The 25112-nt window shown below is 70.6% G+C and carries 27 protein-coding genes; 10 read left to right on the top strand and 17 right to left on the bottom strand.

The annotated features are described in order from the left end of the window. Window positions 1-145: 145 nt before the first annotated feature. From ABZX37_RS19220 to ABZX37_RS19300, 17 genes are all read right to left on the bottom strand, one after another. Complete coding sequence (locus ABZX37_RS19220; RefSeq protein ID WP_354741190.1) at window positions 146-1312, bottom strand: nucleotide disphospho-sugar-binding domain-containing protein; 1167 nt, start codon at window positions 1310-1312, stop codon at window positions 146-148. A 43-nt stretch (window positions 1313-1355) separates the two neighbouring features. After that, entirely contained in the window at window positions 1356-3281 is a 1926-nt protein-coding gene (locus ABZX37_RS19225; RefSeq protein ID WP_354741192.1) for an AfsR/SARP family transcriptional regulator, read from the bottom strand. Window positions 3282-3867: 586 nt separating this feature from the next. After that, on the bottom strand, window positions 3868-5139 hold the full coding sequence (locus ABZX37_RS19230) for an FAD-dependent monooxygenase (protein WP_354741194.1): 1272 nt from the start codon (window positions 5137-5139) through the stop codon (window positions 3868-3870). 118 nt (window positions 5140-5257) lie between these two features. Beyond that, window positions 5258-5584, bottom strand: coding sequence for an antibiotic biosynthesis monooxygenase (locus ABZX37_RS19235; protein WP_354741196.1), 327 nt, complete (start codon window positions 5582-5584; stop codon window positions 5258-5260). Beyond that, window positions 5584-5913 carry an antibiotic biosynthesis monooxygenase family protein gene (locus ABZX37_RS19240; protein ID WP_354741198.1) on the bottom strand — a complete coding sequence of 110 codons (330 nt, stop codon included), beginning with the start codon at window positions 5911-5913 and terminating at the stop codon, window positions 5584-5586. Before ABZX37_RS19240 ends, ABZX37_RS19235 begins: the two co-directional genes overlap by 1 nt. Beyond that, window positions 5913-6665 (bottom strand): SDR family oxidoreductase, encoded by a 753-nt coding sequence (locus ABZX37_RS19245; RefSeq protein WP_354741200.1) that lies wholly within the window; start codon window positions 6663-6665, stop codon window positions 5913-5915. The genes ABZX37_RS19240 and ABZX37_RS19245 overlap by 1 nt, the downstream gene beginning before the upstream one ends. A 27-nt stretch (window positions 6666-6692) precedes the next feature. Continuing rightward, a complete protein-coding gene (locus tag ABZX37_RS19250) occupies window positions 6693-7163 on the bottom strand; it encodes a DUF1772 domain-containing protein (protein WP_354741202.1) in 471 nt (156 codons plus the stop codon). Window positions 7164-7167: 4 nt separating this feature from the next. Continuing rightward, window positions 7168-7623, bottom strand: a complete 456-nt coding sequence (locus ABZX37_RS19255) for an SRPBCC family protein (RefSeq protein ID WP_354741204.1) — start codon at window positions 7621-7623, stop codon at window positions 7168-7170. Between the two features lies 1 nt (window position 7624). After that, on the bottom strand, window positions 7625-7885 hold the full coding sequence (locus ABZX37_RS19260) for an acyl carrier protein (protein ID WP_354741206.1): 261 nt from the start codon (window positions 7883-7885) through the stop codon (window positions 7625-7627). Then, window positions 7882-9144 (bottom strand): ketosynthase chain-length factor, encoded by a 1263-nt coding sequence (locus ABZX37_RS19265; protein WP_354741208.1) that lies wholly within the window; start codon window positions 9142-9144, stop codon window positions 7882-7884. Before ABZX37_RS19265 ends, ABZX37_RS19260 begins: the two co-directional genes overlap by 4 nt. Window positions 9145-9238: 94 nt before the next feature. Next, on the bottom strand, window positions 9239-9688 hold the full coding sequence (locus ABZX37_RS19270) for a DUF1772 domain-containing protein (RefSeq protein WP_354741209.1): 450 nt from the start codon (window positions 9686-9688) through the stop codon (window positions 9239-9241). Between the two features lie 16 nt (window positions 9689-9704). Further along, window positions 9705-10586, bottom strand: a complete 882-nt coding sequence (locus tag ABZX37_RS19275; RefSeq protein ID WP_354741211.1) for an NAD(P)-dependent oxidoreductase — start codon at window positions 10584-10586, stop codon at window positions 9705-9707. Further along, entirely contained in the window at window positions 10583-10972 is a 390-nt protein-coding gene (locus ABZX37_RS19280) for a SchA/CurD-like domain-containing protein (protein ID WP_354741213.1), read from the bottom strand. Before ABZX37_RS19280 ends, ABZX37_RS19275 begins: the two co-directional genes overlap by 4 nt. Continuing rightward, window positions 10972-11709 (bottom strand): SDR family oxidoreductase, encoded by a 738-nt coding sequence (locus tag ABZX37_RS19285; RefSeq protein WP_354741215.1) that lies wholly within the window; start codon window positions 11707-11709, stop codon window positions 10972-10974. Before ABZX37_RS19285 ends, ABZX37_RS19280 begins: the two co-directional genes overlap by 1 nt. 16 nt (window positions 11710-11725) lie before the next feature. After that, window positions 11726-13240: an oligopeptide:H+ symporter gene (locus ABZX37_RS19290; protein WP_354741217.1), complete on the bottom strand. Its 1515-nt coding sequence runs from the start codon at window positions 13238-13240 to the stop codon at window positions 11726-11728. Beyond that, entirely contained in the window at window positions 13240-14844 is a 1605-nt protein-coding gene (locus tag ABZX37_RS19295; protein ID WP_354741219.1) for an FAD-dependent monooxygenase, read from the bottom strand. The genes ABZX37_RS19290 and ABZX37_RS19295 overlap by 1 nt, the downstream gene beginning before the upstream one ends. Window positions 14845-14906: 62 nt before the next feature. Next, window positions 14907-15290: a SchA/CurD-like domain-containing protein gene (locus tag ABZX37_RS19300; RefSeq protein WP_354741221.1), complete on the bottom strand. Its 384-nt coding sequence runs from the start codon at window positions 15288-15290 to the stop codon at window positions 14907-14909. Window positions 15291-15432: 142 nt separating this feature from the next. Here ABZX37_RS19300 and ABZX37_RS19305 point away from each other — a divergent pair, with 142 nt between their 5' ends. The 10 genes from ABZX37_RS19305 to ABZX37_RS19350 all read left to right on the top strand — a co-directional run bounded on the left by ABZX37_RS19305 (window position 15433) and on the right by ABZX37_RS19350 (window position 25049). Then, window positions 15433-16050: a PadR family transcriptional regulator gene (locus tag ABZX37_RS19305; protein WP_354741223.1), complete on the top strand. Its 618-nt coding sequence runs from the start codon at window positions 15433-15435 to the stop codon at window positions 16048-16050. Between the two features lie 96 nt (window positions 16051-16146). Then, window positions 16147-16863, top strand: coding sequence for an SDR family NAD(P)-dependent oxidoreductase (locus ABZX37_RS19310; RefSeq protein WP_354741225.1), 717 nt, complete (start codon window positions 16147-16149; stop codon window positions 16861-16863). A gap of 79 nt (window positions 16864-16942) precedes the next feature. Continuing rightward, on the top strand, window positions 16943-17278 hold the full coding sequence (locus ABZX37_RS19315) for a TcmI family type II polyketide cyclase (protein ID WP_354741227.1): 336 nt from the start codon (window positions 16943-16945) through the stop codon (window positions 17276-17278). Between the two features lie 62 nt (window positions 17279-17340). Further along, window positions 17341-17700 carry a cupin domain-containing protein gene (locus ABZX37_RS19320; RefSeq protein WP_354741466.1) on the top strand — a complete coding sequence of 120 codons (360 nt, stop codon included), beginning with the start codon at window positions 17341-17343 and terminating at the stop codon, window positions 17698-17700. After that, entirely contained in the window at window positions 17697-18959 is a 1263-nt protein-coding gene (locus ABZX37_RS19325) for a beta-ketoacyl-[acyl-carrier-protein] synthase family protein (RefSeq protein WP_354741229.1), read from the top strand. Before ABZX37_RS19320 ends, ABZX37_RS19325 begins: the two co-directional genes overlap by 4 nt. Before the next feature lie 1857 nt (window positions 18960-20816). Then, window positions 20817-21569, top strand: a complete 753-nt coding sequence (locus ABZX37_RS19330) for an AfsR/SARP family transcriptional regulator (protein ID WP_354741231.1) — start codon at window positions 20817-20819, stop codon at window positions 21567-21569. Window positions 21570-21740: 171 nt separating this feature from the next. Then, on the top strand, window positions 21741-21992 hold the full coding sequence (locus tag ABZX37_RS19335) for an acyl carrier protein (protein ID WP_037812007.1): 252 nt from the start codon (window positions 21741-21743) through the stop codon (window positions 21990-21992). Window positions 21993-21997: 5 nt separating this feature from the next. After that, a complete protein-coding gene (locus tag ABZX37_RS19340; protein WP_354741233.1) occupies window positions 21998-23245 on the top strand; it encodes a beta-ketoacyl-[acyl-carrier-protein] synthase family protein in 1248 nt (415 codons plus the stop codon). After that, entirely contained in the window at window positions 23242-24318 is a 1077-nt protein-coding gene (locus ABZX37_RS19345; protein WP_354741235.1) for a beta-ketoacyl synthase N-terminal-like domain-containing protein, read from the top strand. Before ABZX37_RS19340 ends, ABZX37_RS19345 begins: the two co-directional genes overlap by 4 nt. Beyond that, the gene (locus ABZX37_RS19350) at window positions 24315-25049 is read left to right on the top strand and encodes an SDR family NAD(P)-dependent oxidoreductase (RefSeq protein WP_354741237.1); all 735 of its coding nucleotides are present in this window, start codon (window positions 24315-24317) and stop codon (window positions 25047-25049) included. The genes ABZX37_RS19345 and ABZX37_RS19350 overlap by 4 nt, the downstream gene beginning before the upstream one ends. The last annotated feature ends 63 nt before the right edge of the window (window positions 25050-25112 follow it).

Consider the following 25112-nt stretch of genomic DNA (forward strand, 5'->3'; position numbering starts at 1 on the left):
GACGGCGCCGCGGGTGTGGTTTGCGGGCGGGCCAGGCGTCCGTGAGGGGAACCCTGAGGGACTCTGATTCCCTCAGGGTTCCCCTCACGGAGTTCAGGCGTTCCGGCGGCGCTGAAGTCCTTTGTGGATGGTCCATGGCATGGGGTCAGGGGGCGGAGACCAGCGCCGTCCGCTCCAGTTCGGCGACCACGTTCGCCGGAGTCGGCTGAGCGCGCATTTCCTCCCGCAGGGCGAGCGCGGCGGTGCGGAACGCCGGGTCGGACAGCAGCCGGGTCACCTGGGCCGCGACCGCTTCCTCGGTGGCCTCGTCCCTCGCCAGCACCTCGCCGGCCCCGGTCGCGAGCACCCGGCCCGCGTGCGCGGCGTGGTCCGGCAGTTGCGGCAGGAGGAGCATCGGGACTCCTTTCGACAGCGCGGTCAGGATGCTTCCCGCCCCGCCGTGCGAGACGAGCAGGTCGCAGTCGTCGAGCAAGCCCTCCAGCGGCGCGTCGACGTACAGCGAGACGTCGTCCGGGAGCGGCCCGAGCAGTTCGAGCTGCGCCGAGGAGCACGCCAGCACCACCCGCACGTCCAGCTCGCGCAGCACGCCGGCGATCCAGCCGGCGAGGAAAAGCCGCGGGTGGAGCTTGGCCATGGTGTGCCCCCAGCTGACGCACACGGTCGGCCGGCTCCCGCGCGGCGGCGGGGCCGGGCGCGGGCCGGGGCTGTTGAACGGCACGTACCGCACGGGGAACCGCCGGTAGTCCGCCGGAAGCTGGAGAGACGCCGGCACCGGATCGATCGTGTACTCGCCGAACGGATCGAACTCGGCGACCCCGTGGCGGCGGGCCAGCGGGGCCAGCGCCGAGGGCAGGATTCCGCGGGCGCGCAGCATCAGGTCCGTGCCGTAGAGGTGGCGCACCGCGGGCACGCCGGCCGCGGCCGCGCAGATCGGCCCGGCCAGCGCGGTCGGTTCGTACACCACGAGGTCCGGCCGCCACCGGTCGGCGAGCTCGATCAGCCCGCCGGTCATGGATTCCGCGTGGGCCAGGAACATTTCCATCGCCCGCGGCCCGGCCCCGGTCCGTTTCGCGCCGCCCAGCGACCCGTCGGGGTCCGCCGCGGAGGGGAGGACGTACTGGCGGACGAGGTCGGCGGCGGCGACGTCGGTTCCCACGCTCGCGCCGGGCAGCCCGGTCGCGGTCACCCAGTCCGCCGCCGCCGGCTGGCTGGCCAGCAGCACTTCGTGGCCCGCCGCGCGCATCGCCCACGCCATCGGCACCAGCGCGTACAGATGCGAAGGCCAGGCCCACGCAGTCAAAAGCACCCGCATCGAGGACTCGCTCCTTTGCTCGAGGTCAGTCCGGCCGGGAGGGTCAGGTGGACTGCTGGGCGGGCTGGAGGACCAGCCGGCCCTGCTCCGGGATGCCGAACGCGTCGTCCCCGCCGAGCACCTCGGTCAGCCGGTCGTGCTCCTCGGCGAGCTGCCGTCCCACCGCGCTGATGCCGGGCAGGCAGCGGCACACGCTCGAATCGTCCTCGCGGATCGTCACCAGGCACAGCTCGGCCAGCTCGTCGAGTGTCGTTTCCGCGACGTGCTCCGGGACGAACAGGCGGGCCGCGAGCCCGGCGGCGGACACCGAGCCGGTCAGCTCGCCGGTCACCACCCGGAACGCCGCCCGGCCCAGCGGGGTCAGGCATTGGTAGCTCTGCCACACGCCGGCGCGCAGGCCGAGCGGATCGCTGGTGGCCCCGCCGTCCCTGGCGAGCTCCGCCTTGATCCAGCGGACCGCGCGGGCGGTCGTCCAGTGCGAGTGGACTTTCAGCCTGCTCGCCACGGTTTCCAGCGCGCCGGGCAGCCCGTCGCACAGCCGCAGCAAGTCGGCGTCGGCGGCGGACCGCGCGCTGTCGTCGCCCGGTCCGAAAAGCTGGGCGAGCATCGTCGCGCTCTGGTCGAGGTCCAGCGGCGACAGCTCGATGACGGTGGCCGACGGCGACGGGACGATCCGGCGCCTGCTGATCACGATCACCGCGCAGTCGTCCCCGGACGGCATGAGCCCGGCCAGCTGGTCCAGGCTCGTCACGTCCTCGAAGACGGTCAGCAGCCGCCGGTCCGAGGTGCGCGAACGGAAACCGAGCACCCGGTCGTCGAAACCGGCGGGCACGTCCGCGCGCTGGTCGCCGAGCGCGCGCAGGAAGTGGCCGAGCGTCTCGCTCCGGTCGGCCGGGTTGCCGTCGTCGTCGGTGAGCCGGGCGTAGAGCTGGCCGTCCGGGTACTGGCGGCGCACCAGGTGCGCGATCTCCGTGGCGAAGGCGGATTTGCCCGACGCGGGCGGACCGGTCACGACGATCGTCGCCGGGCCGCCCGCCCCGTCGGCGCGCAGCGCCGCCAATGCCGCCGCCCGCGGCTGGTCGCGGCTGACGAGGTTGCTGCGCCGGGGCGGCAGCTGGCACTGCGGCTCCGGCGAGGTCACGCGGTGCGCGTCGGTGTCCGGTTCCAGGTCGAGCGACCGGTCCGCGTCGAGCACCGCGCGATGCAGCCGCTGCAGTTCATCCGACGGGTCCAGCCCCAGTTCGTGGTTCAGCGCGGTGCGCAGCTGCTGGTAGACGCGCAGCGCCTCGGCCCGGCGCCCGGCCCGGTACAACGCGATGATCAGCTTCGCATGGAGGCCTTCGTTGGTCGGCTCCTGGCCGACCAGCCGGGCGAGCTCGCCGATCAGCTCGTGGTGCCTGCCGAGCCGGAGGTCGGCCTCCAGCCGCAGTTCCAGCGCGTTGCGGCGGAACTCGTCCAGCCGCAGGATTTCGGCGCGCAGCACCGGGCCCACGTTGACGTCCGCCAGCGCCGGCCCGCGCCACAGCAGGCCGGCGTGGGCGAGGGTGGCCGAGGCGTCCGTCCACCGGCCCGCCGCGCTTTCCGCCCGGCCCTGGTTCACCAGCTGCTCGAAACGGTAGGAGTCGAGACCCTCCGGCTGGTAGGTGAGGCTGTACCCGCCCGGCGAGGTCTGCAGGCTGGGCAGCGGTCTCGTGTCGACCTCGCCCGCGGGGGCCAGGCCGGGCCGCTGCAGCCGGAGCAGCTTGCGCAGCTGGTAGATGTAGGTCTGCATGGTGGTGGTGACGCTGATCGGCGGGTTGTCCTCCCAGAGCTCCTCCAGGATCTGCTCGTTGCGGACCACCCGGCCGGAATGCAGCGCGAGCAGAGCGAGCACCTGGCGAAGTTTTGCGGCGGTAGGGGTGATAACTGCGTTGAGGTGGACGACCTCCAGCGGACCAAGAAGATTAATCCTCACGGTATGTTCCCCCATAGATCGGCAAAGTCGATTGCTCGCGTTAATAGTTTCAAAATGATCAGTCGCGGTCTACGGCCAGACGGGGGACAAACAAATCTCTTGACAGTAACTGTCAAGCGTTCACAGATCACGTCGAGGGCACGAGACCGTCTCGACGGCGCCGCGCCGGACGGACCGGAACCGCGATAGCCAGGCATTGCACACCACTGACCGAACATTGCCGGAGCTGGTGATTTTTTTCCTGACAAGCCGCCCCGGGGGATTGAAAACCGCACGCGAGATGCGCCTCACCTGCGAATACAACACAATGGCGGCACACTAATTATTTGATGATTAGCCCTATCATCACTATCGCTGTACTGGGCGTTCGCGGTGTGCCGGAAGCCGGGACGCAGGGCTCCGACCTGGACCGGAGCCCCCTCGGCGAGGCCGGCCGCCCGGCCTGCCGAGGGGTCGCCGACCGCCCCCGCGGCACCGCCGGAAGCAGTCCGAACAATTTTCTCGAATTGCTTCCGAGCGATCCGGGTGGGCGGATAAAGCGAGCCCGCCGCATTCTTTTCAAGGTTAACTCGATTTGTTCCGCACCATTTTTCCGCTGACTTTAATGCAGCGGCGCGGGCGCGCTGTTCGCCGAATTTTTCCCGGGCTCGGCGGCGGGCATCGCGATGTCGATCTTGCGAATGGACCACTGGGCGATTTTGAGCGACAGGCCGACCGCGGCGGTCGCGTGCTCGGTGACACCCGTTCGATATCGGTCAAATGCATCAGCAAGGCTGATATCCCCGTCGGCCACCTGGCGGAGCAGCCCGGTCAGCAGGGCCGCGTCCCATGCCGCGCTGTTCGCTCCGACCCCGCCGGAGGGCGGCATCGTGTGCGCAGCGTCGCCGAGCGCCACCACCCGTTCGGTCCCCCACGGCACGACCGGCACGCTCGCGCGCAGTGACACCGCGAACGTGTCCGCGGCGTCGCCGAGCGCGAACAACCCGCGCAGCGCCGGGTGCCAGGCACTCATCCGGGAGGTGGCGAAGCGCGCCAGCGCCCGGCCGTCCATCGCGAAGAACTCGTCGTCCGACAACCCCAGTTCGTCGCGGTGCACGTTGAGCACCGCCATGTAGTAGTCCTCGCCCGGCGGCAGGTCCAGCCCCGGCCACAGGCGGGCCGCCGCGGCGGGCGGCGCCTCGCGGAACACCATCGGCATCAAGCCGAGATGGTGCCCGTCGGAGCCGATCACGTAGCTGAACTCGCCGCGCAGCTGTGCGGGCAGCCCGGCCTGGTGCACCGCGGTCATCGGCAGCCGCGCGAAAACCGTCCGCACGCCGAGGTCGGCCGGCTGCTCGTGCGGGCAGAGCTGGGTGCGCACCGCCGAGTTCGCCCCGTCCGCGGCGACCAGCACGTCGCCGGTCGCGGACGAGCCGTCGGAGAACCGGGCGGTGACGCCGCCGGTGGTCTCGACCACCTCGGTGAGCTTGCGGCCGAAGCGCACCACGTCGTCGAGACCGGCGAGCAGGACCCGGCGCAAGGTCACGCGGTCGACCGCGTCGATCTTGTCCGGGCCGCTGCCCCTCGGGTCGTCGAACGCGGGCGCCCACTGCGGGGCCAGCTGCTCGTCGAAGGCCAGCAGTCCTTCGCCGTGGCGTTGGTTCGAAGTGGCCAGCAGCAGCTCGATCACGCGCGGCGGCAAGCATTCCCGCATCGCCCGCTCGCCGTCCGGGCTCACTCGCAGCCGGTAGCCCTGGGTCCGCGTGCGCGGGGAGGCGTCCCGCTCGTGCACCTCGACCGGCAGCCCCGCCGCGTGCAGGCCCTGTGCCAGGATCAGCCCGCCGACGCCTCCGCCGATGACGATCGTCTTGGGGCCGCGTGCTCCGGTGGCCATGGTGGCTCCTCGCCTTCTTCGCTGTACGTGGTTTCCCCGGGAAGCACGATGCAGCCGGCGCCCGCGCCGAGCGCGATCAGCCCCTCAGCCAACCAGGACGTGCAGCGCCGCAGCGAGGTCAGCACGGGTCGGCCGCCTCGCCGGCGAAGCCGTCCAGTACCTGGTAGACGCCGAACGGGCGGGGCAGGCCGAGGTCCCGGTAGGGCCGCAACGGGGCGGTGCTCGCCCGGTGCGACGCACCGGTTTCCCAGTCGTCGAAGGCTTTCCGGTCGGCCCACTCGCTGATCACGATGAACTCCGCCCCGTCGTGGACGTTGCCGAGCAGTTCGTTGCCGAGCAGGCCGGGGGTCCCGCTCAGCGCCTCGCTGGTGCGGCGGTAGGCGGCGCGCAGGCCCTCGCCGTCCTCCGTCCGGTTGAACAACAGGACCCGCAGCGCGCCGGGCATCAGAGGCCCCGGTCGAGGTAGGCGATCACCCGCATGGTGACCATCGAGCCGCCGGAGCGGTAGGGGTGCAGCTTCTGCCGGTGGGTCAGGTGCCGGTCGCTCGTCTCGAACTCGCGGAACGCCGGTTCGCTCACCCAGTCGCTGACGATGTAGTAGACCGACGCGCCGTCCTCGGTCTCCTCGTCCGAGCGGGACAGCCACTGCCCGAGGTTCGCCGGGTGGGTGACCACCGAGTCGCCGACGTCGAGCCAGACCCGTTCGAAGTCCGCGCCCATGCCCGGTTTGATCACCATCCGCAGCATGACCCGGAACGCGGTGCTCGCCGGCATCAGGAGATCCCCCCGTCCACGCTGACGACCGAACCGGTGACGTACCGGGCGAGGTCGCTGGCCAGCCACAGCGCGGCGCCCGCGACCTCGGCCGGGGTGCCGAGCCGGTGCAGGGCCGTCTTGTCGGAGTACCGCTTGACCATGGTTTCGCGGGTCTCGGCGGGCAGCGCGTCCATCGCCTCGGTCGCGATCACGCCGAGGGAGAGCACGTTGAACCGGATGCCGCGGCTGCCGAATTCCTTCGCGAGCGAACGGTTCAAGCCCTGCAGCGCGGCCTTGGTCGCGGTGTAGTGGGCGCGCAGCGGGATGCCGGCGTCGATGGACTTGGAGCCGATGCTGATCACCGAGCCGCCCGCGTCGAGCAGCTCGATCGCGTTCTGGGTCACCAGGTGCACCGCGGTCAGGTTGGTGGCGAGGACCCGGTTCCATTCCTCCAGCGGGAGTTCGGCGTACGGGATGTGGCTGATCGCGCCCGCGTTGTTGACCACCACGTCCAGCACGCCGTACTCGGAGCGGACGACGTCGAACAGCCGCTCGATCTCGTCCGGATCGGTCAGGTCGGCCCGGACCACGTGGTGCCTGCCGCCGATCTCCTTGAGCTCGCGCTGCAGGGAGGCGGCGGCCTCGGAATCGGTGCGGTGGCAGGTGATGACGTCGATGCCGTGCCGGGCGTACTCCAGCACGATGCCGCGGCCGATGCCCCGGGCCCCTCCGGTCACCAGCGCTGTCTTGCCGTGCAAACCAAGATCCATCGGAACGCTCCTCGTTGTCTCGTCGGGTCAGGCCGCCGCGCCCAGCAGGAAGCCGAGCGCGACGCAGTTCAGCGCGAACGCGAGCACGGAGAGCGTGCTGCGGACGCGATTCCAGGCGCCCCAGTGCTTTCGGGGGTCGAGCCGGGCGAAGTCGGCGGGCAGGCGGTCCGGGTCGAGAGTCCGGAGCCACCTGTTCACCGGGACGTTCTTCGCCAGCGAGACGGCCATCGCGACGCCGGTCAGCAGCGCGGCGGCGGCGAACAGGGCGCGGCGCGGGCCGGTGTCGGAGAAGGCCAGCGCCGCGTCGCCGGCGAACGTGAAAACGAAGCACAGCGGCATGAACGGGTCGTAACGGGTGGCGAAGAAGGCGTGCGCCTGGACGTAGCGGTCCGGCGGGAGGCCGCGCAGCAGCGGCCAGCCGCCGAGCTGGGTGCCGACCAGCACTCCGGCCGCCAGCCCGTTCGCCAGCAGCACCACCGGGAACAGCAGGCCGACCACGGTGCTAGCGGGCCGCGGCCAGCTGCTCGAGCCGGTCCCGGATCAGTTTCTGCTGGATGCCGGTGTTGTGGTCGAGCCGCGCGCGCATCGCCTCGTCGTCGATCGGGGCGGCCGCCTTCATCTCGAAGTCCTGTACCCAGCGCATCCGCGTGCCGTCCGGGGTTTCGGTGTACTCCCAGTAGATCCACATGTACTTGAACGGCCCGGTCTGCACCCGCTGCGACCGCACGGTGCGGGTCTCGGGATCCGGCGTGCGGGCCGAGACCCAGTCCCACACCTTGCCGTTCTCGTCGGGGTGCAGCGCCAGCCGGAAGACGATGGTGCCGTCCCGTTCGGACAGGATCTCCGCGGCCGAGTACTCGCTGAAGAGCTCGGTCCAGGACTCGACGTCGTTGGTGCGCTCCCACACCAGTTCCAGCGGCGCCTTGATGAGGATCTCGTTGTCGACGTGACCGGACATCTCAGTGGGCCGTCCTCTCCAGGTGTCGGTTGATGGTGCGCAGCGCCTCGGCCGGGGTGCGCATGTCGAGCGCGGCGTCGTCGGTGATGGTGACCCCGTACCGGCGCTGGAGCTGGCCCGCCAGTTCCAGGACGGCCAGCGAGTCGTAGCCGAGCTCGGCGAATTCGATGTCGCCGATGTCGGCGTCCAGATCGACTCCTTCGTCGACCCCGACGCTGGTGCGCAGGATGTCGCGCAGGTCGTCGATGGTGAGCTCGGTCATCGGAGATCTCCCTGTCTGGTTCCGTCGGGTTCGGTTTTCCGGAGGACGAGGGCGGAGGTGAAGCCGCCGTGTCCGCGCGCGAGGACCAGCGCGGTGGTCAGTGCCGTTTCCCGGGGCGCGGTGCGCACCAGGTCGAGATCGCAGCCGGGGGCCAGCCGCTCGGTGCCCGCGGTGTGCGGGATGACGCCGTCGCGCAGGGCGAGCAGCGCGGTCGCCACGTCCAGCGCCGCCCCGCCGCCGTAGAGCCGGCCGGCCAGTGTCTTCGGCGCGGTCACCGGGACCGCGCCGGCCCCGAACACCTCGCCGATCGCTTGCGCCTCAAGCAGGTCCAGGTCCGGGGACCCCGCCGCGTCCGCGAAGACGACGTCGATGTCGCCCGGTCCGAGACCGGCGTCGGCGAGCGCGCCGCGGATCACCCTGGCGAGCGCGGGCGGCCGGCCCGAGCCCGGCCGGGGGTCCATCCCCGCCGCGTGTCCGGCGACTTCGCCGTAGGAGTGCGCGGCCCCGCGTTCGCGATGCGCGCGAGCGCTTTCGGCGACCAGGATCGCGCCGCCCTCGCCCGGCAGATATCCCGAGGCCGCCTCGTCGAACGGCAGGTACGCCCGCCGCGGATCGGGTTCGGCGGACAGCCTGCCGTTGGTCAGCTGGGCGACCAGCGAGTAGGGGCACAACGGCGCGTCGGTGCCGCCCGCGACCACCACCCGGGTGTCGCCCGCGGTGAATCTCCTTGCCTGGCCGAAGGTGTCGAGCCCGCCCGCCTGCTCGGCGCAGACCACGCCGCAGGAGCCGCGCATGCCGTGCCGGATCGCGAGCTGGCCGGTCGTCGCCGCGTAGAACCACGCGATGGACTGGTAGGCGCTGATCCGGGGGCCGTGCTGCCACAGGCTCGCCATCTCGCGCTGGCCGAACTCGACTCCGCCGGACGAACTGGACGTCAGCACGGCCATCTCGAACTCGGGGACCGAGGCCGGGTCGAGCGCCGCGTCGGCCAGTGCCTCGTGGCTGGCCACCAGCCCGGTTTGCGTCCAGAGGTCGGTCTCCACCAGCAGCCTGCCCGGCAGGTGCTCGTTCGGGGCGAAGCCGCGAAGCTCGCCCGCGTGCCGGACCGGGTAGCCCGCCGGGTCGAACCGGCTGATGCGCCCGATCCCGGAGCGGCCGGCGAGCGTCGCGCTCCAGTGCTCCCCCGTCCCGATGCCGGTCGGGGCCACGACGCCGATCCCGGTGACCAGCGTCCGCCCGGCACCGCCCGAATCGGTCATGATCCTCACCTTCCCCAGCGGACAGCTTTCCTGCCCGGTTCCGATCTTCAGCGCGCTCGCTGAAGCGCTTCTCGAACGGTGCTCGATCGTTCGCTCAGGAAATCGCGGCCGCGTTGAGCCCGGCCGCGAGCACCGCGATCCCCGTGCGCAGCAGGTGCCACCGGCGCCACAGCGGACGCGGATCGGCCCAGTGCGCCGGGATCGCCTCCGGGTCGAGCCGTTTGACCGCCCGGTTGAGCGGGACGTTGCAGAAATGCGAGACCACCGACACCGCGGCCAGCGCTCCCGCGCCCGCGCCGAAAAGCCAGGCCCGGCCCGGCACCAGGAACGCGAGGACGACGTCGAGCGCCGTCGAGCCCAGTACGAGCACCGGCATCGTCGGGTCCCACCGTTTGCCGATCAGCTGGTGGCTGTAGACGTACTGCGCGGGCGGCATGGCGAACAGCGCGGGCAGGACGGCGAGCGCGACGGCGAACAGCACCCCGGCGATCGCGCCGCTGGAGACCGTCGCGGCGCCCGCCAGCCAACGTTCCACTGTGGACACATCGATCCCTTCCGCGTCACCGCGCGGACGACGGGTCGCGGTGGAAGCCTTCGGCGATCACCGCCGCGTCGTCGTCGCCGTGCCCGGCGTCGACCACCGCGCCGAACCGGTCCGCCGCGGCTCCGGTCACCGGCATCGGCACGCCGCGACCGGCGGCGTCCTCGCAGCCGAGCCGGAGATCCTTGTGCATCAACGCGCTGCGGAAGGCGGCCGGCCGGTAGTCGCGTTCCCGCATGAACCGCGCGCGGAAGCCGAGGATCGGCGAATACCATCCGCTGTTCGCGAAGACGTCCAGCAGCAGGGTGCGGTCGATCCCGGCGGATCCGGCGAATTCCAGCGCTTCGGCCAGTCCCGCGGTCTGCACGCCGAGCAGGAGGTTGAACGCGAGCTTGAGCGTGCTCGCGCGACCGGTCTCGCCGAGCCAGCTCACCTGCTGGCCGATCGCGGCGAACACCGCGGACACGTCCTCGCCGGGCGTGCCCTCCCCCGCGGCGAAGACCCGCAACCGCCCGGCCCGCGCCATTTCCGGGTTGCCCATGACGCAGCTTTCGATCCGGCGGACCCCCTTCCCAGCCAGCTTCTCGGTGGTCTGGATCGAGAACGGCGGCGACACCGTGGAGGTATCCAGCACCGTGTGCCGGGAGGTGAGCACGCCGGCGAGATCGCCGAGCAGCACCTGCGTCACCGCGTCTTCGTCGGCGAGGCTCACCAGGACCAGATCCGCGTCCTGAACGGCTTCGGCGGGGGTGGCGGCGACCCGCGCGCCAGCCGGGCGGAGCGCTTCGGCACGGGAAGCGGTGCGGTTGAAGACCACGACCTCGTACCGCGCGGCGAGCAGCGCGCGGACCATCCCCGAACCCATTTCCCCGAGTCCGATCGCGGCTACCTTGGCGGTCACCGCGGCGTCCCGGCGTTCGGGTGGTCGGCGGCCGAGAGCTGGGAGACGCAGCGCATGGTCGCGGCGGCGAAGTAGCGGGCGAATCCTTTTTCGCTCTTGGTGTCGCGGGGCTCGGCGAGGTACGGCGCCAGCGCCTCCTCGATCAGGTGCACGCCGCGTTGCGCACCGACGTGCCTGCCGACCGCAGAAAAGTCTCCTTCGTAGTGCACGAACCGGACCACGACGTCGTCCTGCACGAACACCGCGGTGCCGAGCAGGCGGGCGCCCTCGTCGCCGTTCCCGGCCGGCGCCTGCGGCGTCGACATCCGCTGGAACCCGGCGAAAATCTCGGCGATCCGGTCCTCGTTGCCCGGCTTGACCCGATAGCAGATGGCCGCGTAGGGCATCAGACTCCTCCGTCCACGTTGAGAGTGATTCCGCTGATGTAGGCCGAGGTGTCGCCGGCGAGGAACAGCACCGCACCGGCGACGTCGGCGGGCTGGCAGATCCGGCCGAGCGCGGTCATGCCCACGATCCGGCTGACCGCCTCCGGCGGCAGCCCGGCGCCCGGTTCGGTTTCGGTGAGCCCGGGGGCGACCGCGTTGACCCGGATGCCTCGCGGCCCGAATTCCTTGCAGAGCGCCCGCGTGAACCCGATCAGCGCGGCTTTCGACGTCGTGTAGTGCACCCCGTTCGCGCGTCCGCGCAGCGCCACCGACGAGCCGACGGTGATCACCGAACCGCCGTCGGCCACCTTGTCCGCGAACGCGTGCGTCACCTGGTACACGCTGGTGACGTTGTGGTCCATCACCCGCTGCCATTCCGCCGGGGTCAGCCGGCCGAACGGCACGACGCCGTCCACACCGACGTTGTTCACCAGAACGTCCACCGCGCCCAGCGTTTCCGCGGCTTCGGCGGCGAGCGCCGCGGCGCCGTCCTCGCTGGTGACGTCGGCCCGTACGACCCGGTGCGTCCCGCCGATCCGGTCCAGTTCTTTTTCCAGCGCGGCAGCGGCTTCCTCGTCTTCGCGGTAGCAAGTGACCACGGAAGCGCCGGCCGCGGCGAACGCGAGCACGATCGCCCGGCCGATGCCTTTCGTGCCGCCGGTCGCTACGACTTTCTTGCCGTCCAGTCCTTGGTGCATGGGAAAAACCTCTTCTCTAGCTTCGATGGGGGGCGGCGGCGCGCGGTGCGTCGTGCCCGGCGGGATCGCGGCGCAGCGCGGCGGTCAGCCGACCGCGGAAGACGGCGAACAACAGTCCGGCGAGGACGCTGGCGGCGCCGAGCCCGAGGTAGTACCAGAGCTCGGGAATCAGTTGCAGCAACCGCAGCAGGATCGCGCCGATCGCACTGCCGAGACCGGCGAAAAGCCAGTAGAGGCCGAGCATCCGGGCGGTGAACGAGCGGGGCAGCACGTCCGCGGTCGCCGCGATGCTGACCGCCGCGATCACCAGTTCGCCCAGCGCCGAGACCAGGTAGGCGGCGACCAGCCAGAGCGGGGAAACCTTGGCCCCGCCGCCGGTCTGGCCCGCGGCGACGGCCATGGTCAGGAATCCGGAACCGATCAGGCAGAGCCCGATCGCGAACTTCACCGGGACGTTGTTCCGCCTGCCCAGCCTCGGCAGCAGCCGCGCGATCACCGGGGCGAACAGGAGCGTGCACAACGGGATCACCGACTGCAGCCAGCTCGCCGGGACGAGGAACCCGGCGAACTCGCGGCGCACGTGGTCACGGGCGAACAAGGTGAGCAGCGATCCGGAGTAGGCGAAGACCATCCAGAACAGCGCCGCGCCGCAGAGGACCGCGAGGAACGCGGACAGCCGTTTCCGGTCCGCCTCGGCGAGTTCCGGATTCCGGCGCAGGGAACGGAATCCGGCGACCGTCGTGACCAGAAGCAGCACTCCGGCCGCGCTGACGAGCGTGCGGACAGTGAGCACCCCGGCGACCGCGGCCGCGGCGGTCGCGACCGCCGCCGCGACGACGACCAGCGCGGTGCGGCGGAGCACCCGCCCCCGTTCTTCCGCGCTCAGCCCGGTTCGCGGGGCAAGGCCCGCCGAGCCGAACTGGCTCGCCGCCGTGGCGACCCGGACGCCCGTCAGCAGCATCGCCGCCGCGCAGCAGAGGAACGCCGCCGACCAGGAGACCCGTTCGCCGAGCCAGCCGCAGGCCAGCGGGGCGAGCAGCGAGGAGACCTGAGTCGCGACGAACATCAGCGAGATGCCGGATTCCCGTCCGCGCCCGTTCCCGAACAGCAGGTTGACCAGCGCCTGGTGGTTCGGTTTGAACACGGCGTTGCCGACCGCCAGCAGGCCGAGGCCGGCCGCCGCGGGCAGTCCCGCGCCCAGCGCGACGAACCCGGCGGCGCTCAGCGCGCACCCGGTGAGCATCGCCCGCCGCGCGCCGAGCACCCGGTCGCCGATCCAGCCGCCTGCCAGCGACAGCAGGTAGGTGAACGCGATCCACGCGCCGAACAGGGCGGCGGCGTCGACGCCGAGGGCCAGCCCGCCGGTGCTCGCCGGGGCCGCCGCGTACAACACCAGCACCGCTTGCAGACCGTAGAAACCGAAGCGTTCCAACAGATCCGCGGTGAACAGACGGGAGTACCAGGCCGGCATCGCGAACAGCGTGACCGGCCGGTCGCCGGGATCGGCTTCGGATCCGGCCGGGGCCGCCATCACGGCCGTCCGGTCGCGGCGGCGAGTGCGGCGCGCAGCGCGTCTTCGGCGGTGTCGGCCCCGGCGTCGCTCCGCCACGCCACGAAAGCGTCCGGGCGGACCAGGACCGCCCCGTGCTCCGGAACCCCGTGTGCGGCGGCGAAAGTACCGGGTTCCGTCCGGAGGTCGCCGTCCTCGGCCAGCACGTGCCCGCGCACCGGCGTGCCGAGCAGCTTGCCGACCCGGTCCGCCGCTTCGAGCCAGCCGCTGTCGCGGGAACCGGTCAGCAGCACGAAATCGTCGTAGTAGAGGTCGATTGTGGACAGTCGCTCGCCGGTGCGCTCTAGCCAGCAGTGCGGCGCCCGGGTGCCGGGCTTGCCGGTCAGCTCGAGCTCGGGTTCGAGCACGCGGGCGTCCTCGGGCACCCCGGTGATGGCCGCGGAGCGGTAGCGGTAGCCGAGGGTGACGATCACGTCGTCGACCATCTGCGCGGCGGTCTCCGCGTCCGCGTGGCCGTGCCGGATCCGGTTGCGCACCAAGGCTTGTGCCGCCATCGCCTCGCCGACCAGCCTGCGCTCGGCGTCGTAGGAGTCGAGCAGCGGCTCGTCCGCGGTGCCCGCCAGCACCGCCGCCAGCTTCCACGCCAGGTTGTGCGCGTCGTGGATCCCGGTGTTGGCGCCGAATCCGCCGGCGGGCGGATGCACGTGCGCGGCGTCGCCGGCGAGGAAGATCCGGCCGCTGCGGAAGGTCTCGGCGACGAGTTGCGCGCCGCGCCACGGCACCTTGGCCATGACCTCGACGTCCATCTCCGGGCGGCCGGCGGCGGTGCGGATGATCTCCAGGCAGCGCTCGTCGGTGAAATCCTCCCGGGTCTCGCCGCGGTCCGGGAAGTAGAGCGGCGCCGCCAGCCAGGGGTCGCAGCCGTGCAGCCGGGACAGGCCCATCAGGGTGCCGGGAGCCGCGGTCGCGTAGCAGAGGATGAATTTCCGGTGCGCCAGCATGGTTTCCAGCTCCGGCGCCCGGAAGTAGATCGACATCGCGTCGAAGACGGTGCCCCGCCCGGTGCGCTCGATGCCGAGCATCCCGCGGGTGGTGCTGCCCGCTCCGTCCGCGGCGATCACGTACTGCGCGCGCACCCGCAGCGGACGGCCGTCCTCGTCGAGTTCGGCGGTCACGCCGGAGTCGTCCTGGCGGAACGAGAGCAGGGTGGTCTTGTGTTTCACCGTGCCGCCCGCCGCGGCGACCAGGTCGACCAGCACCCGCTCGTACCGGTCCTGCCCGCAGCCCATCACCCGTTCCGGGCTGATGTGCTCGCCGTCCAGCGACGGCGCCTCGAGCGTCACCGCGTCGTCGATCTCGGCGAACGTCCTGGTCTGGATGATGCCGCCCTCGAAGTACGGGTGCGAATCGCCCATCTCCAGCGCGCGGATCTCCGAGACGAAGCCCGCCGCGCGGAACAACTCCATCGTGCGGGCCTGGAGGCCGGGGGCCCGGGGCAGCGTCGAGGTGCTGTCGCGCCGTTCGGCGACGAGCGCCTCCACCCCGTGCCGCCCGAGGAACGCCGCGGCGGAGAGGCCGACCGGCCCGGCGCCGACGATCAGCACTGGTACAGAGATTTCCTGCATGGTTGGTTCCTTCGTTCGACCTTGGACGGGAGTGTTCGGGGACGCCGGGGAGCCGGGGCGGGTCACGAAGGCGAGCCGGACCGGGGCAGGGAGAGCTGGGTGACACTGCGCAGGAGGCTGGCCGTGAACGTGCGCACGAAACCCTCTTCGGTGTCGGTGTCCCGCGGCGTCCGCAAGTACGGCTTGAGCTTGCGTTCGACCTCGCGCACGCCCGGCTGGGCGGCCATGAACCTCGCGATCGCGGCGAGGTCGCCCTCGTACTCGATGAACCGCACCAGCAGCCCGTCGCGGATGAACACCGCGGTGCTCAGGATGCGGCTGGGCGTGCCGTCGGCGGCCGCGGGCGGCACGGTCGACGTGTCCGGACGGCGGAAATCCGCGAACACCTCGACGAGTTCGTCCTCGTGGCCGTTCTTGACGTCGTAGCTGATCGCGGCGAAAGGCATCGCGTCTCCTCGCATCTCTCCGGCACGGTGTGCGCACACCGTGTGACATGCGCCTGGAGAGAGGCTCGAGCGACGTCGGACGGGGACTGTCCGGAACTCCGGGCCCCGTTGTGATGTTTCTGTTATGACTATAATTACCGGGGTGACCGCACACGCGAACGACGAGGCAGACTCGGCGGCCGTCCGCCGGTCTCCGCTGGCGATGGCCGTCCTGCTCCTGCTCGCGGTCGAGCCCAAACATCCCTACGGGCTGCGGCAGCGGATTCTCGAATGGGAGAAAGACCGCGTCATCAACGTCAGCCAGCGCAACGCGATCTACCAGACGATGCGCCGGCTGGAGCGGCACGGGCTGATCGTCGTCCACGAGACGGCCAAACACGAGAACCGCCCGGAGCGCACCGTTTTCCGCACCACCGAGAGCGGCGTCAAGCTGTCCCAGGAATGGGTGCGGGACATGCTGCGCACGCCCGCGGTGGAGTACCCCGAATTCCCGGCCGCGCTGGCGTTCATCGCCTCGATCTCCCGGCCGGACGCGATCGCCGCGCTGAGCGAGCGGCTCGAGGCCTGCGAGCGGAACCTGGCCGAGTTCGAGGCCGAGGTCACCGGACGGCTCGCCGATTTCGCCGACCCGGTCGACCCGATCCACCTGGTCGACACCGACTATCAGCGGGCCATGGCCACCGCCGAGATCGACTGGCTGCGCCGGACGCTCGTGCAACTGGACGCCGCGCAGCTGAACGGGGCCGCCGCCGACGCGTGACCCGGCGGGCCGCGCTTCGACCGCGGTCCGATCCGCGGTCCAGCCGCCGGCTCCAGCATCGGACGCGTCCGTTCCGCCGACGCATCCGGAGTGCTCATGAACGCCGCAGGCACTGTCCAGCCCGAACGCGGCCCGAGGGTCCGCACCGCATTGGTCACCGGTGCGAACCGGGGTCTGGGCCGGGCGGTCGCCGCCGAACTGCACAGCCGGGGCTTCGAGGTCGTCGTCAGCGCCCGGGACGGGGCACGGGCCCGCGAAGCCGCGGCCGGGCTCGGCCGATCGGTGCGGCACGTCGCGCTGGACGTCACCGACCCCGCGTCGGTGACCGCCGCCGCGCGCGCACTGCCCGAAGTGGACGTTCTGGTGTCCAACGCCGGCGTGCTGCTCGACACCGGGGCCGATCCGCTGACCGTCGAGCCGGAGCTGGTCGAGCGCACGATGGCGGTCAACCTCCTCGGCTCCTGGCGGGTCGCGCAGGCGTTCCTCCCCGCGATGATCGACCGGGGCTGGGGCCGCCTGGTGTTCGTCTCCAGCGCGACCGGTTCCTTCACCGCCGGCCTGTTCATCGGCTGCCCGGCCTACTCGGTCTCCAAAGCCGCGCTCAACGGCCTGACCCAGATGCTCGCCGCGCACACCGAGGGCACCGGCGTGCTGGTGAACGCGGTCAACCCCGGGCAGACCAAGACCCGGATGATGCCGTCGGCGACCCGGACCGCCGAGGAGTCCGCGATCGCCGTCGCCGACGCGGTCACGCTGCCCGACAGCGGACCGACCGGCACCTTCCGCAGGGGCGACCGGCTGATCGGCTGGTGAGCCGCGTTCGAGCCGGATTCCAGCCCCGGTGTGTCAGATCGGGGCATTCCCCTTTCGAGGTCGTTCCTAGGAGGACGCCGTGCACCGGACCCTGATCGTGGCGCGACTCGAGACACCCGACCCCGGCCGGATCGCGGAGGTGTTCGAGGAATCGGACGCCAGCGGGTTGCCGCACGAGGTCGGCGTCTCCCGCCGGACCCTGTTCAGCTTCCACGACCTGTATTTCCACCTCGTCGAGGCCGACGAGGACATCGCCCCCCGGCTGTACCGGGCCCGGCCGGGAGCCCAGTACCAGGACATCCACACCAAGCTGCTGCCGCTGGTGTCGCCGTACGACCCGAACTGGAAAGAGCCGAAAGACGCCATGGCCCGGCCGTTCTACGTCTGGTCGGCGGAGAACGGGAGGGAACAGTGAACGAGACCGGCCGCAAGGTGCACTACCGCGAGGTCGCCGCGAATCGCCGCCGCGGCGGCGAAATGCGGGTCACGCTGAGTCCGCGCACGGTCGCGAGCACGTCCGGCTTCGGCGGGGTGCTGTGGCTCGAGCCCGGCGAGTACGTGTCCGAGCACTACCACCCGCACTCCGAGGAATTCCTGCACCTCGTGCGCGGTTCCGGGACGCTCTACCTCGACGGCGAGCCGATCCCGCTGGCCGAAGGCGATTCGCTGCTGGTGCCGATCGGCGCCCGGCACCGGCTGGTGAACGACGGGACCGAGCAGGCGCACTACGTCTTCCACCTGTCCCCGCTCGCGCCCCGCCCGGAATTGGGCCACGTGGACACCGAGGAACCGCCCGCGCCGCACGAATCCCAGCCAGCGGTCGGCGGGCCCCGATGAGCCGGAAGGCGGCGGTCACCGGGATCGGCGTGGTGGCGCCGGGCGCGATCGGCGCCGCGGCCTACTGGGACCTGCTCAGCGAGGGCCGGACGGCCACCCGGCGGATCACCCACTTCGACCCGGCCCCGTTCCGGTCCCAGGTCGCCGCCGAGGTCGACTTCGACCCGCTGGCGAACGGGCTGACCCCGCGCGAGGTGCGCCGGATGGACCGGGCCGCCCAGTTCGCGGTCGTCTGCGCCGGGGAAGCCATGCGCGACAGCGGGTTCGAGGAGGGCGCGATCCCGCCGGAACGGGTCGGCGTCGTCGTCGGCAGCGCGGTCGGCTGCACCGTCGGGCTGGAGAACGAGTACCGGGTGCTGTCCGACGACGGCAAGGAATGGCTGCTCGACCACGAGTACGCGGTGCCCCATCTGTACGGCTACATGGTGCCGAGCACGCTCGCGGTCGAAGTCGCCTGGGCGGTGGGGGCCGAGGGGCCTTCGTCGGTGGTCTCCACCGGATGCACCTCCGGACTGGACGCGGTGTGGAACGGCGCGATGATGATCGAACGAGGCGAGGCCGACGTGGTCTTCGCCGGTGCCACCGAGGCGCCGATCTCGCCGATCACCTTGGCCTCGTTCGACGCGATCCGGGCCACCACCCCGAACCTGGACGACCCGGAGCACGCTTCGCGGCCGTTCGACGTCCGCCGGGACGGTTTCGTGCTCGGCGAAGGCGCGGCGATCCTCACCTTGGAGAGCGAAGCCACGGCGCGGGCCCGCGGGGCGAAGATCTACGGGATCATCGACGGTTTCGCCAATCGCACCAACGCGTTCCACATGACCGGGCTCAAGCCGAACGGCCGGGAGCTGTCCGAGGCGATCAACGCCGCGCTCCGGTACGCGAAACGGGACCCGGGCGAGATCGACTACGTGAACGCGCACGGTTCGGCGACCAAACAGAACGACCGGCACGAGACGGCGGCGTTCAAGCGGAGCCTGGGAGCGCACGCGTTCGACGTCCCGATCAGCTCGATCAAATCGATGATCGGGCACTCGCTCGGCTCGATCGGCGCGCTGGAGCTCGCCGCCTGCGCGCTGGCGATCGACAACCAGGTGGTGCCGCCGACCGCCAACCTGAAAGAACCGGACCCGGACCTCGGGCTCGACTACGTGCCGCTGGTGGCCCGCGAACACCGCACCGACGTCGTGCTCAGCGTGGGCAGCGGATTCGGCGGCTTCCAGACCGCGGTCGTGCTGAGCGGGCCGGACAGCCGCTGAGTTCCGGGGCCGCCGGGCCGGGCGGACCTTGGCGGGGCCAGGCGTCAATTGCCAGGGACCTAAGCTGCGCGGCCCGCGTCCGCCGACCGTCCATAAAGGACTTCGGTGCTCGCCGGAATGCCTGATTGATGAGTATGTGACCGCTTGCTGAACTCCGTGAGGGGAACCCTGAGGGACTCTGAGTCCCTCAGGGTTCCCCTCACGGACGTTTGGCCCCGCCCGGGTCCTTCGACCTGGGCAAACCGCACCCGCAGCGCCGCCTTAAGCCCCTGACATTGGGGCCAGGCGTCTGCGAGGGTCCCTTCGCTGCCCCAGACTCCCATGTCGGGAACTTAAGGCTGTGACGTGGACGCGCTGCTGGCGTGTTTTCCCGGCTCGGCGGGTTCGGTCCGGTTGGCCCCGGGGGCCGGGTTGTGGTCCGGTTGGCCCCGGGGGCCGGGTTGTGGTCCGGTTGGCCCCGGGGGCCGGGTTGTGGTCCGGTTGGCCCCGGGGGCCGGGTTGTGGTCCGTGAAGGGCTCCTCGAGGGAATCTGATTCCCTCAAGGAGCCCTTCACGGACTTCAAGGCACGGCTACATGGCGACAAATCGGGCATTCCGGTGCCGTTAGTGTCCTTTGTGGACGGTCAGCGGGCCGAGGTCACCCGGCTTGAGTCCCCGACATTGGACACCTTGCTTCGCCGACAACTGGTCCAGTCCCTCCATCTGCTTCGTTGAGACCTTCTACGGCCGCCCGTCCGAGGCGGAACTGCCAGGAAGTCCGCTCGGTCAAGCACGCGAGTGCGGACCGGGCGGTTTTCGTTCCCGGAGACAACGGCTGCGGGCGAAGGCGCGGCGGTCGGAAATCACGCCACGGAGTGTCAGAAGGAAACTTTCGGGCGGCTCGGCCGGAGTCGCCCAAAACGAAGCGGGTGCCGCCACCCGGCCGGGTTTGTTCCCGGACGCTGCCGGACCAGACCACTGGGCACGGAGGTACGGCCCGGGGCGAGGCGGTCGAGGGTTCCGGCCGAGATGCGGGAGACGGCGTCCGCGGGCGCGAAAACGAGAGTCGGCGGATGTCGCGTCGCGGCGGGGGCGACACACTAATGGTCTAGGCCAATGTGAGGAAGGGGCGAAAACGGAGGTTTGCGTTCACTGCTGCCGTCAGCCGGGAAGAGGAGTTCCGCGCGCCTCGAAAGTGCCGGATCTTGCCGGGCCTCCTCGTCATAGCCCCGGAAGCTTTCCCGAGAACGACGGAAGTCCCCCGCCCGGACGGGTCGCGCGCACGGGAAGCCGTTGGCGCAGCTCCGGCCTCCGGCTCAGCCCGGTAACAAAAGGGCACGAGTATTGCACGGGCCGCACGCAATGGACTTCTGGCACACAAGGCGGATTTGTTCCCAGCAGCCGAGAGGCGGGGCGTTCACGATGCCGAATGCCACCGCAACCCACGGGAACAATGGAAACACCCTCCGTCGCCAGATCGCTAATAAATAACCATTATCCGATTCGGCGGCAACGGGCAGAAACATTGCCCGTTACTGCAATTGCAACTCCGCGCCCGCCGAAATAAGCAGTGGCGCCCGGGTGGCGTTAATTGATTCAACACCGTACCGGCGAGTACGACAAGGTATTCGCCCGAGAAGGGCCCCTTGGGGGAGGTACCACCACTGTCCTGACTGGTGCCAGCACCACCATCGGGAGGTCAGGGGCGGTAAATCGGGAGGGGCCTTCCTATTCGGAGCCCGAAACTGTCGAACATGACGCCAACTCATTACCCCAATCGGAGGTAGACCGTCTTTTCAAGTTCTGACATGCTCGGCTCGGCCGACAGCTCGGTGCGTGGGGTCACTTGAGACGGGCTATTTTTCCTCAGGGGTAGATATGGAAATTGAGCTATTGGGATCGGTGACGCTCCGGCAAGCCGGCCGGAGGCACGGAGTCGCGTCGCGAAAGGTGCGGACCGTGCTCGCGTTGCTGGCCTTGTCGCCGGGGGTGCCGTTGTCCCTGGACACGCTCGCGGACGAGCTGTGGGCCGACAAACCGGTCTCCAACGTGCGCAACGCGTTGCAGGCCAACATCGCCCGGTTGCGGAAGCTCGTGTTCAACGTGACCGGCGAGCGCGAGGTGGTCCGCACGGTCAGCAGCGGTTATCTGATGACCGTGCCCGCCGAGGCGGTCGACGCGCATCGGTTCTCCGCTCTGGCGCAGCGCGGCGCGAGCTTGCTCGGGCAGGATCCGCGCGCCGCCATCACGGTGTTCGAGCAGGCGTTGCGGCTCTGGCGCGGGCCGGCGTTGCTCGACGTGGCCGATTGCACTCGCTGCCGGATGGCCGCCGAGCAGCTCAACGAGCATCGGCTGACCGTGCAGGAGGACCTGATCTCCGCGCGGTTGCAGGTCGGGGAACATCACGGGCTTTCCCATGACCTGAAACAGCTCGTCGCCGAGAACCCAGCGCGTGAGCGGCTCAGCGAGTACTTGATGATCTCGCTCTATCGCGACGGCAGGCAGGGCGAAGCGGTCTCGGTCTTCCACAGCACCCGGCAGTGGCTGAGCGCCGAACTCGGGCTGGAGCCTGGGCCGGGGCTGCGGCGGTTGTACCAGTCCATTCTGATGCAGGACCGGGTCCTCGACTGAGCCGTCGTTCACGATCGTGAGCATGGCAGTCCCCGATGACCGGCTGCTGACAGCGCGCCGACGAACCGGGCGCGTCAGGGTTCTGTCAGAACGAGGTCAGAAGGGTGTCACCGCTCGCCGCTAGTTTCGGGCCGATCCCAGAACCGGTCCCTGACTATCGGGAGTGCCCCCATGACGACAGCCGTCTCCGAACGCATGCAGCAGATCCGCGAGATCGTCTGCACGCACCTCGAGCTCGACGACGCCGAGCTCACCGAAACCAGCGACTTCGCCGACGACCACGAGGCGGATTCGCTGTCGCTGATGGACGTGCTGGCCGCGCTGGAGAAGAAGTTCGGCGTCACGATCGACCAGGCCCAGTTCGCCAGGATGACCAACCTGCGCGCGGTGTACGAGGTCGTGTCGGAATCCGCGAGCTGGTAGAGACCATGTCGACGAGCATCGGACGCCGGGTCGTCATCACCGGATGCGGCGTCGTGTCCAGCATCGGCATCGGGGTACGGGAGTTCACCTCCGCGCTGCGCGCCGGGCGCAGCAACGTCCGGCCGATCTCGGTGTTCGACACCACCGGGTTCGCCCACGACAACGGCTGCGAGGTCACCGACTTCGAGCCCGCCCAGTGGATCCGCACGCTCGACCCCGGCGACCTCGGCCGGGCGAGCCGGTTCTCCACCGCCGCCGCGCGCCTCGCCGTCGAGGATTCGGGGCTGCCGCTGGAAACCCTGCGCGCCGCGCGGACGCTCGTCTCGGTGGGCAGCACCGACGGCGAGGCGCACGAACTCGACGGGCTGGTGGGGCAGGAACTCTCCGCCGGGCTGGCCGGTCTCGACCCGCGACTGGTGCGCCGCACCTCCGCGGGCCGGCTCGCCACGTCGATCGCGCGCGAGCTGGAACTGACCGACGTCGAGACCGGGACCATCGCGACGGCGTGTTCGGCGGGCAACTACGCCATCGGCAACTCGCTCGACGCGATCCGGTGCGGGGACGCCGAGTTCGCCCTCTGCGGCGGCGCGGACGCGCTGTGCCGCAAGACGTTCACCTCGTTCTACCGGTTGCGCAGCATCGCCCCGGACTGCTGCCGTCCCTTCGACCGCAACCGGATGGGCATCCTCACCGGCGAGGGCGCGGGCATCCTGCTGCTGGAGAGCCTGGACTCCGCGCTCGCCCGCGGCGCCCGGATCTACGCGGAAGTGCTGGGGTACGGCATGTCCTGCGACGCGCACCATCCGGTGGCGCCGCATCAGGCCGGGATCGCCCGCTGCATGGAACTGGCGCTGGCCGACGCCGGGGTCAAGCCCGGCGAGATCGACCTGATCTCCGCGCACGGCACCGGCACCAAGGCCAACGACATGACCGAATCCGCCGCGATCCGCGACCTCTTCGGGCCGAAGCCGCCGCGGACCGTGTCGATGAAGTCCATGCTGGGGCACTCGATGGGCGCGGCGAGCGCACTGGCCGCGATCGGCTGTTCGATCGCGCTCACCGAGCAGTTCATCCCGCCCACCATCAACCACCGCGACACCGACCCGGACTGCCCGGTGGACTGCGTGCCCAACGAATCCGTCGACGCCGACCTCGACATCGTGCAAAACAACGGCTGGGCCTTCGGCGGCAACAACGCCGTGGTCCTGCTCGGCCGGTACGAGCGGCAGCCCCGAAAGGAGACCGCGCGGTGACCGCACCAGCCCGGCGCCGTCCGGTCATCTCGGCCTGGACGGCCATTTCCCCCTTCGGCTACGGCCGGGAAGCGTTCGCCGACGGCGTTCGCTCCCGGCGCGAGCCGACCGTTGACCGCGGTGCACAAGGTGATCCGGCGGCCGTCGTGCCCAGTTTCGACGTGCGCGAGATGTTCGGCCGCAAGAAGACCCGGGCGATGAACCGGGTCAGCGGGCTCACCGTGGCGGCGGCGCAGCAGCTGCTCGCCGACATGGACCTGGATCCGGACGGCGACCGCGAACACATTGGTTTCGTGCTCGGCACCACGACCGGCAGCGCGCAGAGCATGATGGACTTCACCCGCGCGTCGATCACCGGCGAGCAGCCCGACCACGTCGAACCCGCCGCCGTTCCCGGCACGGTGATGAACTGCGCGGCCGGGCAGGCCGCGATCTGGCACGGGCTCAAGGGCCCCAACGCGACGATCGCCGCTGGTCGCACCACTGGGTTGCAGGCGTTGAACTACGCCCGGCGGTTGCTGATGACCGAACGTGCGGCGCAGGTACTGTGCGGTGCCGCCGAGGAGCATTCAGATGCGCGGTCTTGGCTTGAACACCACCGGCGCGGCGGAGCGGCGACGCTCGGCGAAGGCTGCGCGATGTTCCTGCTGGAACCGGCGGATTCGGCCGATCCGCGCAACGTGCTGGCGACGTTGACTGGCATCGACTCGCGGATCTGCCTCGACGGGGATCTCGCCGGAACCTTGCACGCCACCGTGTCCTCGCTGCTGAAACGGTCTGGCGTCGCGGCAGAACGGGTGTGGGCGGCGATTGGCAGCGGCTTCCCCGCTGGGTCGGATCGCCCTGAGGACGCGACGCTGCGGCAGTTGTTCGGCGACGAAGTGACGGACCGCGTGCCGCCGGTGGATCTCATCGGCGACACCTCGGCGGCGACGGCGCTCTTCGGCTTGGCTTCGGTGCTCAGCATCGCTGACGGCGCTGACCACGGCGAGCAGGACCACATCGTCGTCACCGCCTGCGACGACGACGGTTCGGTGGCCTGCGCGCTGCTGCAGCTCGGCGGTGCGCGATGAGCAAAACCGCGCTCGTCACCGGCGGCTCTCGAGGGATCGGCCGGGCAGTCGTGCTCCGCCTCGCCCAGGACGGGTTCGACGTCGCCTTTTGCTATCACAGCAACCGAACCGCGGCGGACGTCCTCGTCAAGGAAGTCCTTGACCTGGGCGTCCGGGTCGAGGCCAGCCAGGTCGACGTCGCCGACGGCGAGGCGGTCACGGCGTGGGTGGAGCGCACGGCCGACGGGTTCGGCGCGCCGGACGCGCTGGTCACGTCGGCGGGGATCACCCGGGATGGTTCGCTCGCGCTGATGTCCGAGCCGGACTGGTCGAGCGTCCTGCGCACGAACCTCGACGGCGTCTTCCACGCGTGCCGTCCCGCCGTGTTCCGGATGATCAAACGCCGCGCCGGAAGCGTGGTGACGCTGTCCTCGGTGTCCGGCGTGCACGGCAATCCGACGCAGACCAACTACTCCGCGGCCAAGAGCGGCGTGCTCGGTTTCACGAAGGCGCTGGCCAAGGAGGTCGGCCGGTACGGGGTGCGCGTCAACTCCGTCGCGCCGGGCCTGATCGAGACCGACATGCTCGGCAAGCTGAGCGACGCGACCCGCGAGAAAATGCTGAAGGCTGTTCCGCTGCGCCGCTTCGGCAAGCCGGAAGAGGTCGCGGACCTGGTGTCTTTCCTGGTTTCCGAACGCGCCTCCTACATCACCGGCAGCGTTTTCGAAGTCGACGGCGGCTTCGTCGTCTAACCGGTCCTCCCCCGCGGCAGCGCAGGCAGCGCGTGCCGCGTCCTACCCGTGCGCTGGCGAAAG

The organism is Amycolatopsis sp. NPDC004079, assembly GCF_040610415.1.
In the GTDB taxonomy this organism is placed as follows: domain Bacteria; phylum Actinomycetota; class Actinomycetes; order Mycobacteriales; family Pseudonocardiaceae; genus Amycolatopsis; species Amycolatopsis halotolerans.

Bases quoted from the DNA above. Each gene is read 5' to 3' on its own strand.
- ABZX37_RS19335 (WP_037812007.1), top strand. From the start codon at position 21,741: ATGACGACAGCCGTCTCCGAACGCATGCAGCAGATCCGCGAGATCGTC.
- ABZX37_RS19290 (WP_354741217.1), bottom strand. From the start codon at position 13,240: ATGGCGGCCCCGGCCGGATCCGAAGCCGATCCCGGCGACCGGCCGGTC.
- ABZX37_RS19235 (WP_354741196.1), bottom strand. From the start codon at position 5,584: ATGCCCGGCGCGCTGCGGGTCCTGTTGTTCAACCGGACGGAGGACGGC.
- ABZX37_RS19280 (WP_354741213.1), bottom strand. From the start codon at position 10,972: ATGCCCTACGCGGCCATCTGCTATCGGGTCAAGCCGGGCAACGAGGAC.
- ABZX37_RS19310 (WP_354741225.1), top strand. From the start codon at position 16,147: ATGAACGCCGCAGGCACTGTCCAGCCCGAACGCGGCCCGAGGGTCCGC.
- ABZX37_RS19320 (WP_354741466.1), top strand. From the start codon at position 17,341: ATGCGGGTCACGCTGAGTCCGCGCACGGTCGCGAGCACGTCCGGCTTC.
- ABZX37_RS19230 (WP_354741194.1), bottom strand. From the start codon at position 5,139: ATGGCCACCGGAGCACGCGGCCCCAAGACGATCGTCATCGGCGGAGGC.
- ABZX37_RS19245 (WP_354741200.1), bottom strand. From the start codon at position 6,665: ATGGATCTTGGTTTGCACGGCAAGACAGCGCTGGTGACCGGAGGGGCC.
- ABZX37_RS19295 (WP_354741219.1), bottom strand. From the start codon at position 14,844: ATGCAGGAAATCTCTGTACCAGTGCTGATCGTCGGCGCCGGGCCGGTC.
- ABZX37_RS19265 (WP_354741208.1), bottom strand. From the start codon at position 9,144: ATGACCGATTCGGGCGGTGCCGGGCGGACGCTGGTCACCGGGATCGGC.
- ABZX37_RS19300 (WP_354741221.1), bottom strand. From the start codon at position 15,290: ATGCCTTTCGCCGCGATCAGCTACGACGTCAAGAACGGCCACGAGGAC.
- ABZX37_RS19285 (WP_354741215.1), bottom strand. From the start codon at position 11,709: ATGCACCAAGGACTGGACGGCAAGAAAGTCGTAGCGACCGGCGGCACG.
- ABZX37_RS19240 (WP_354741198.1), bottom strand. From the start codon at position 5,913: ATGCCGGCGAGCACCGCGTTCCGGGTCATGCTGCGGATGGTGATCAAA.
- ABZX37_RS19340 (WP_354741233.1), top strand. From the start codon at position 21,998: ATGTCGACGAGCATCGGACGCCGGGTCGTCATCACCGGATGCGGCGTC.
- ABZX37_RS19225 (WP_354741192.1), bottom strand. From the start codon at position 3,281: ATGGGGGAACATACCGTGAGGATTAATCTTCTTGGTCCGCTGGAGGTC.
- ABZX37_RS19260 (WP_354741206.1), bottom strand. From the start codon at position 7,885: ATGACCGAGCTCACCATCGACGACCTGCGCGACATCCTGCGCACCAGC.
- ABZX37_RS19350 (WP_354741237.1), top strand. From the start codon at position 24,315: ATGAGCAAAACCGCGCTCGTCACCGGCGGCTCTCGAGGGATCGGCCGG.
- ABZX37_RS19220 (WP_354741190.1), bottom strand. From the start codon at position 1,312: ATGCGGGTGCTTTTGACTGCGTGGGCCTGGCCTTCGCATCTGTACGCG.
- ABZX37_RS19255 (WP_354741204.1), bottom strand. From the start codon at position 7,623: ATGTCCGGTCACGTCGACAACGAGATCCTCATCAAGGCGCCGCTGGAA.
- ABZX37_RS19325 (WP_354741229.1), top strand. From the start codon at position 17,697: ATGAGCCGGAAGGCGGCGGTCACCGGGATCGGCGTGGTGGCGCCGGGC.
- ABZX37_RS19330 (WP_354741231.1), top strand. From the start codon at position 20,817: ATGGAAATTGAGCTATTGGGATCGGTGACGCTCCGGCAAGCCGGCCGG.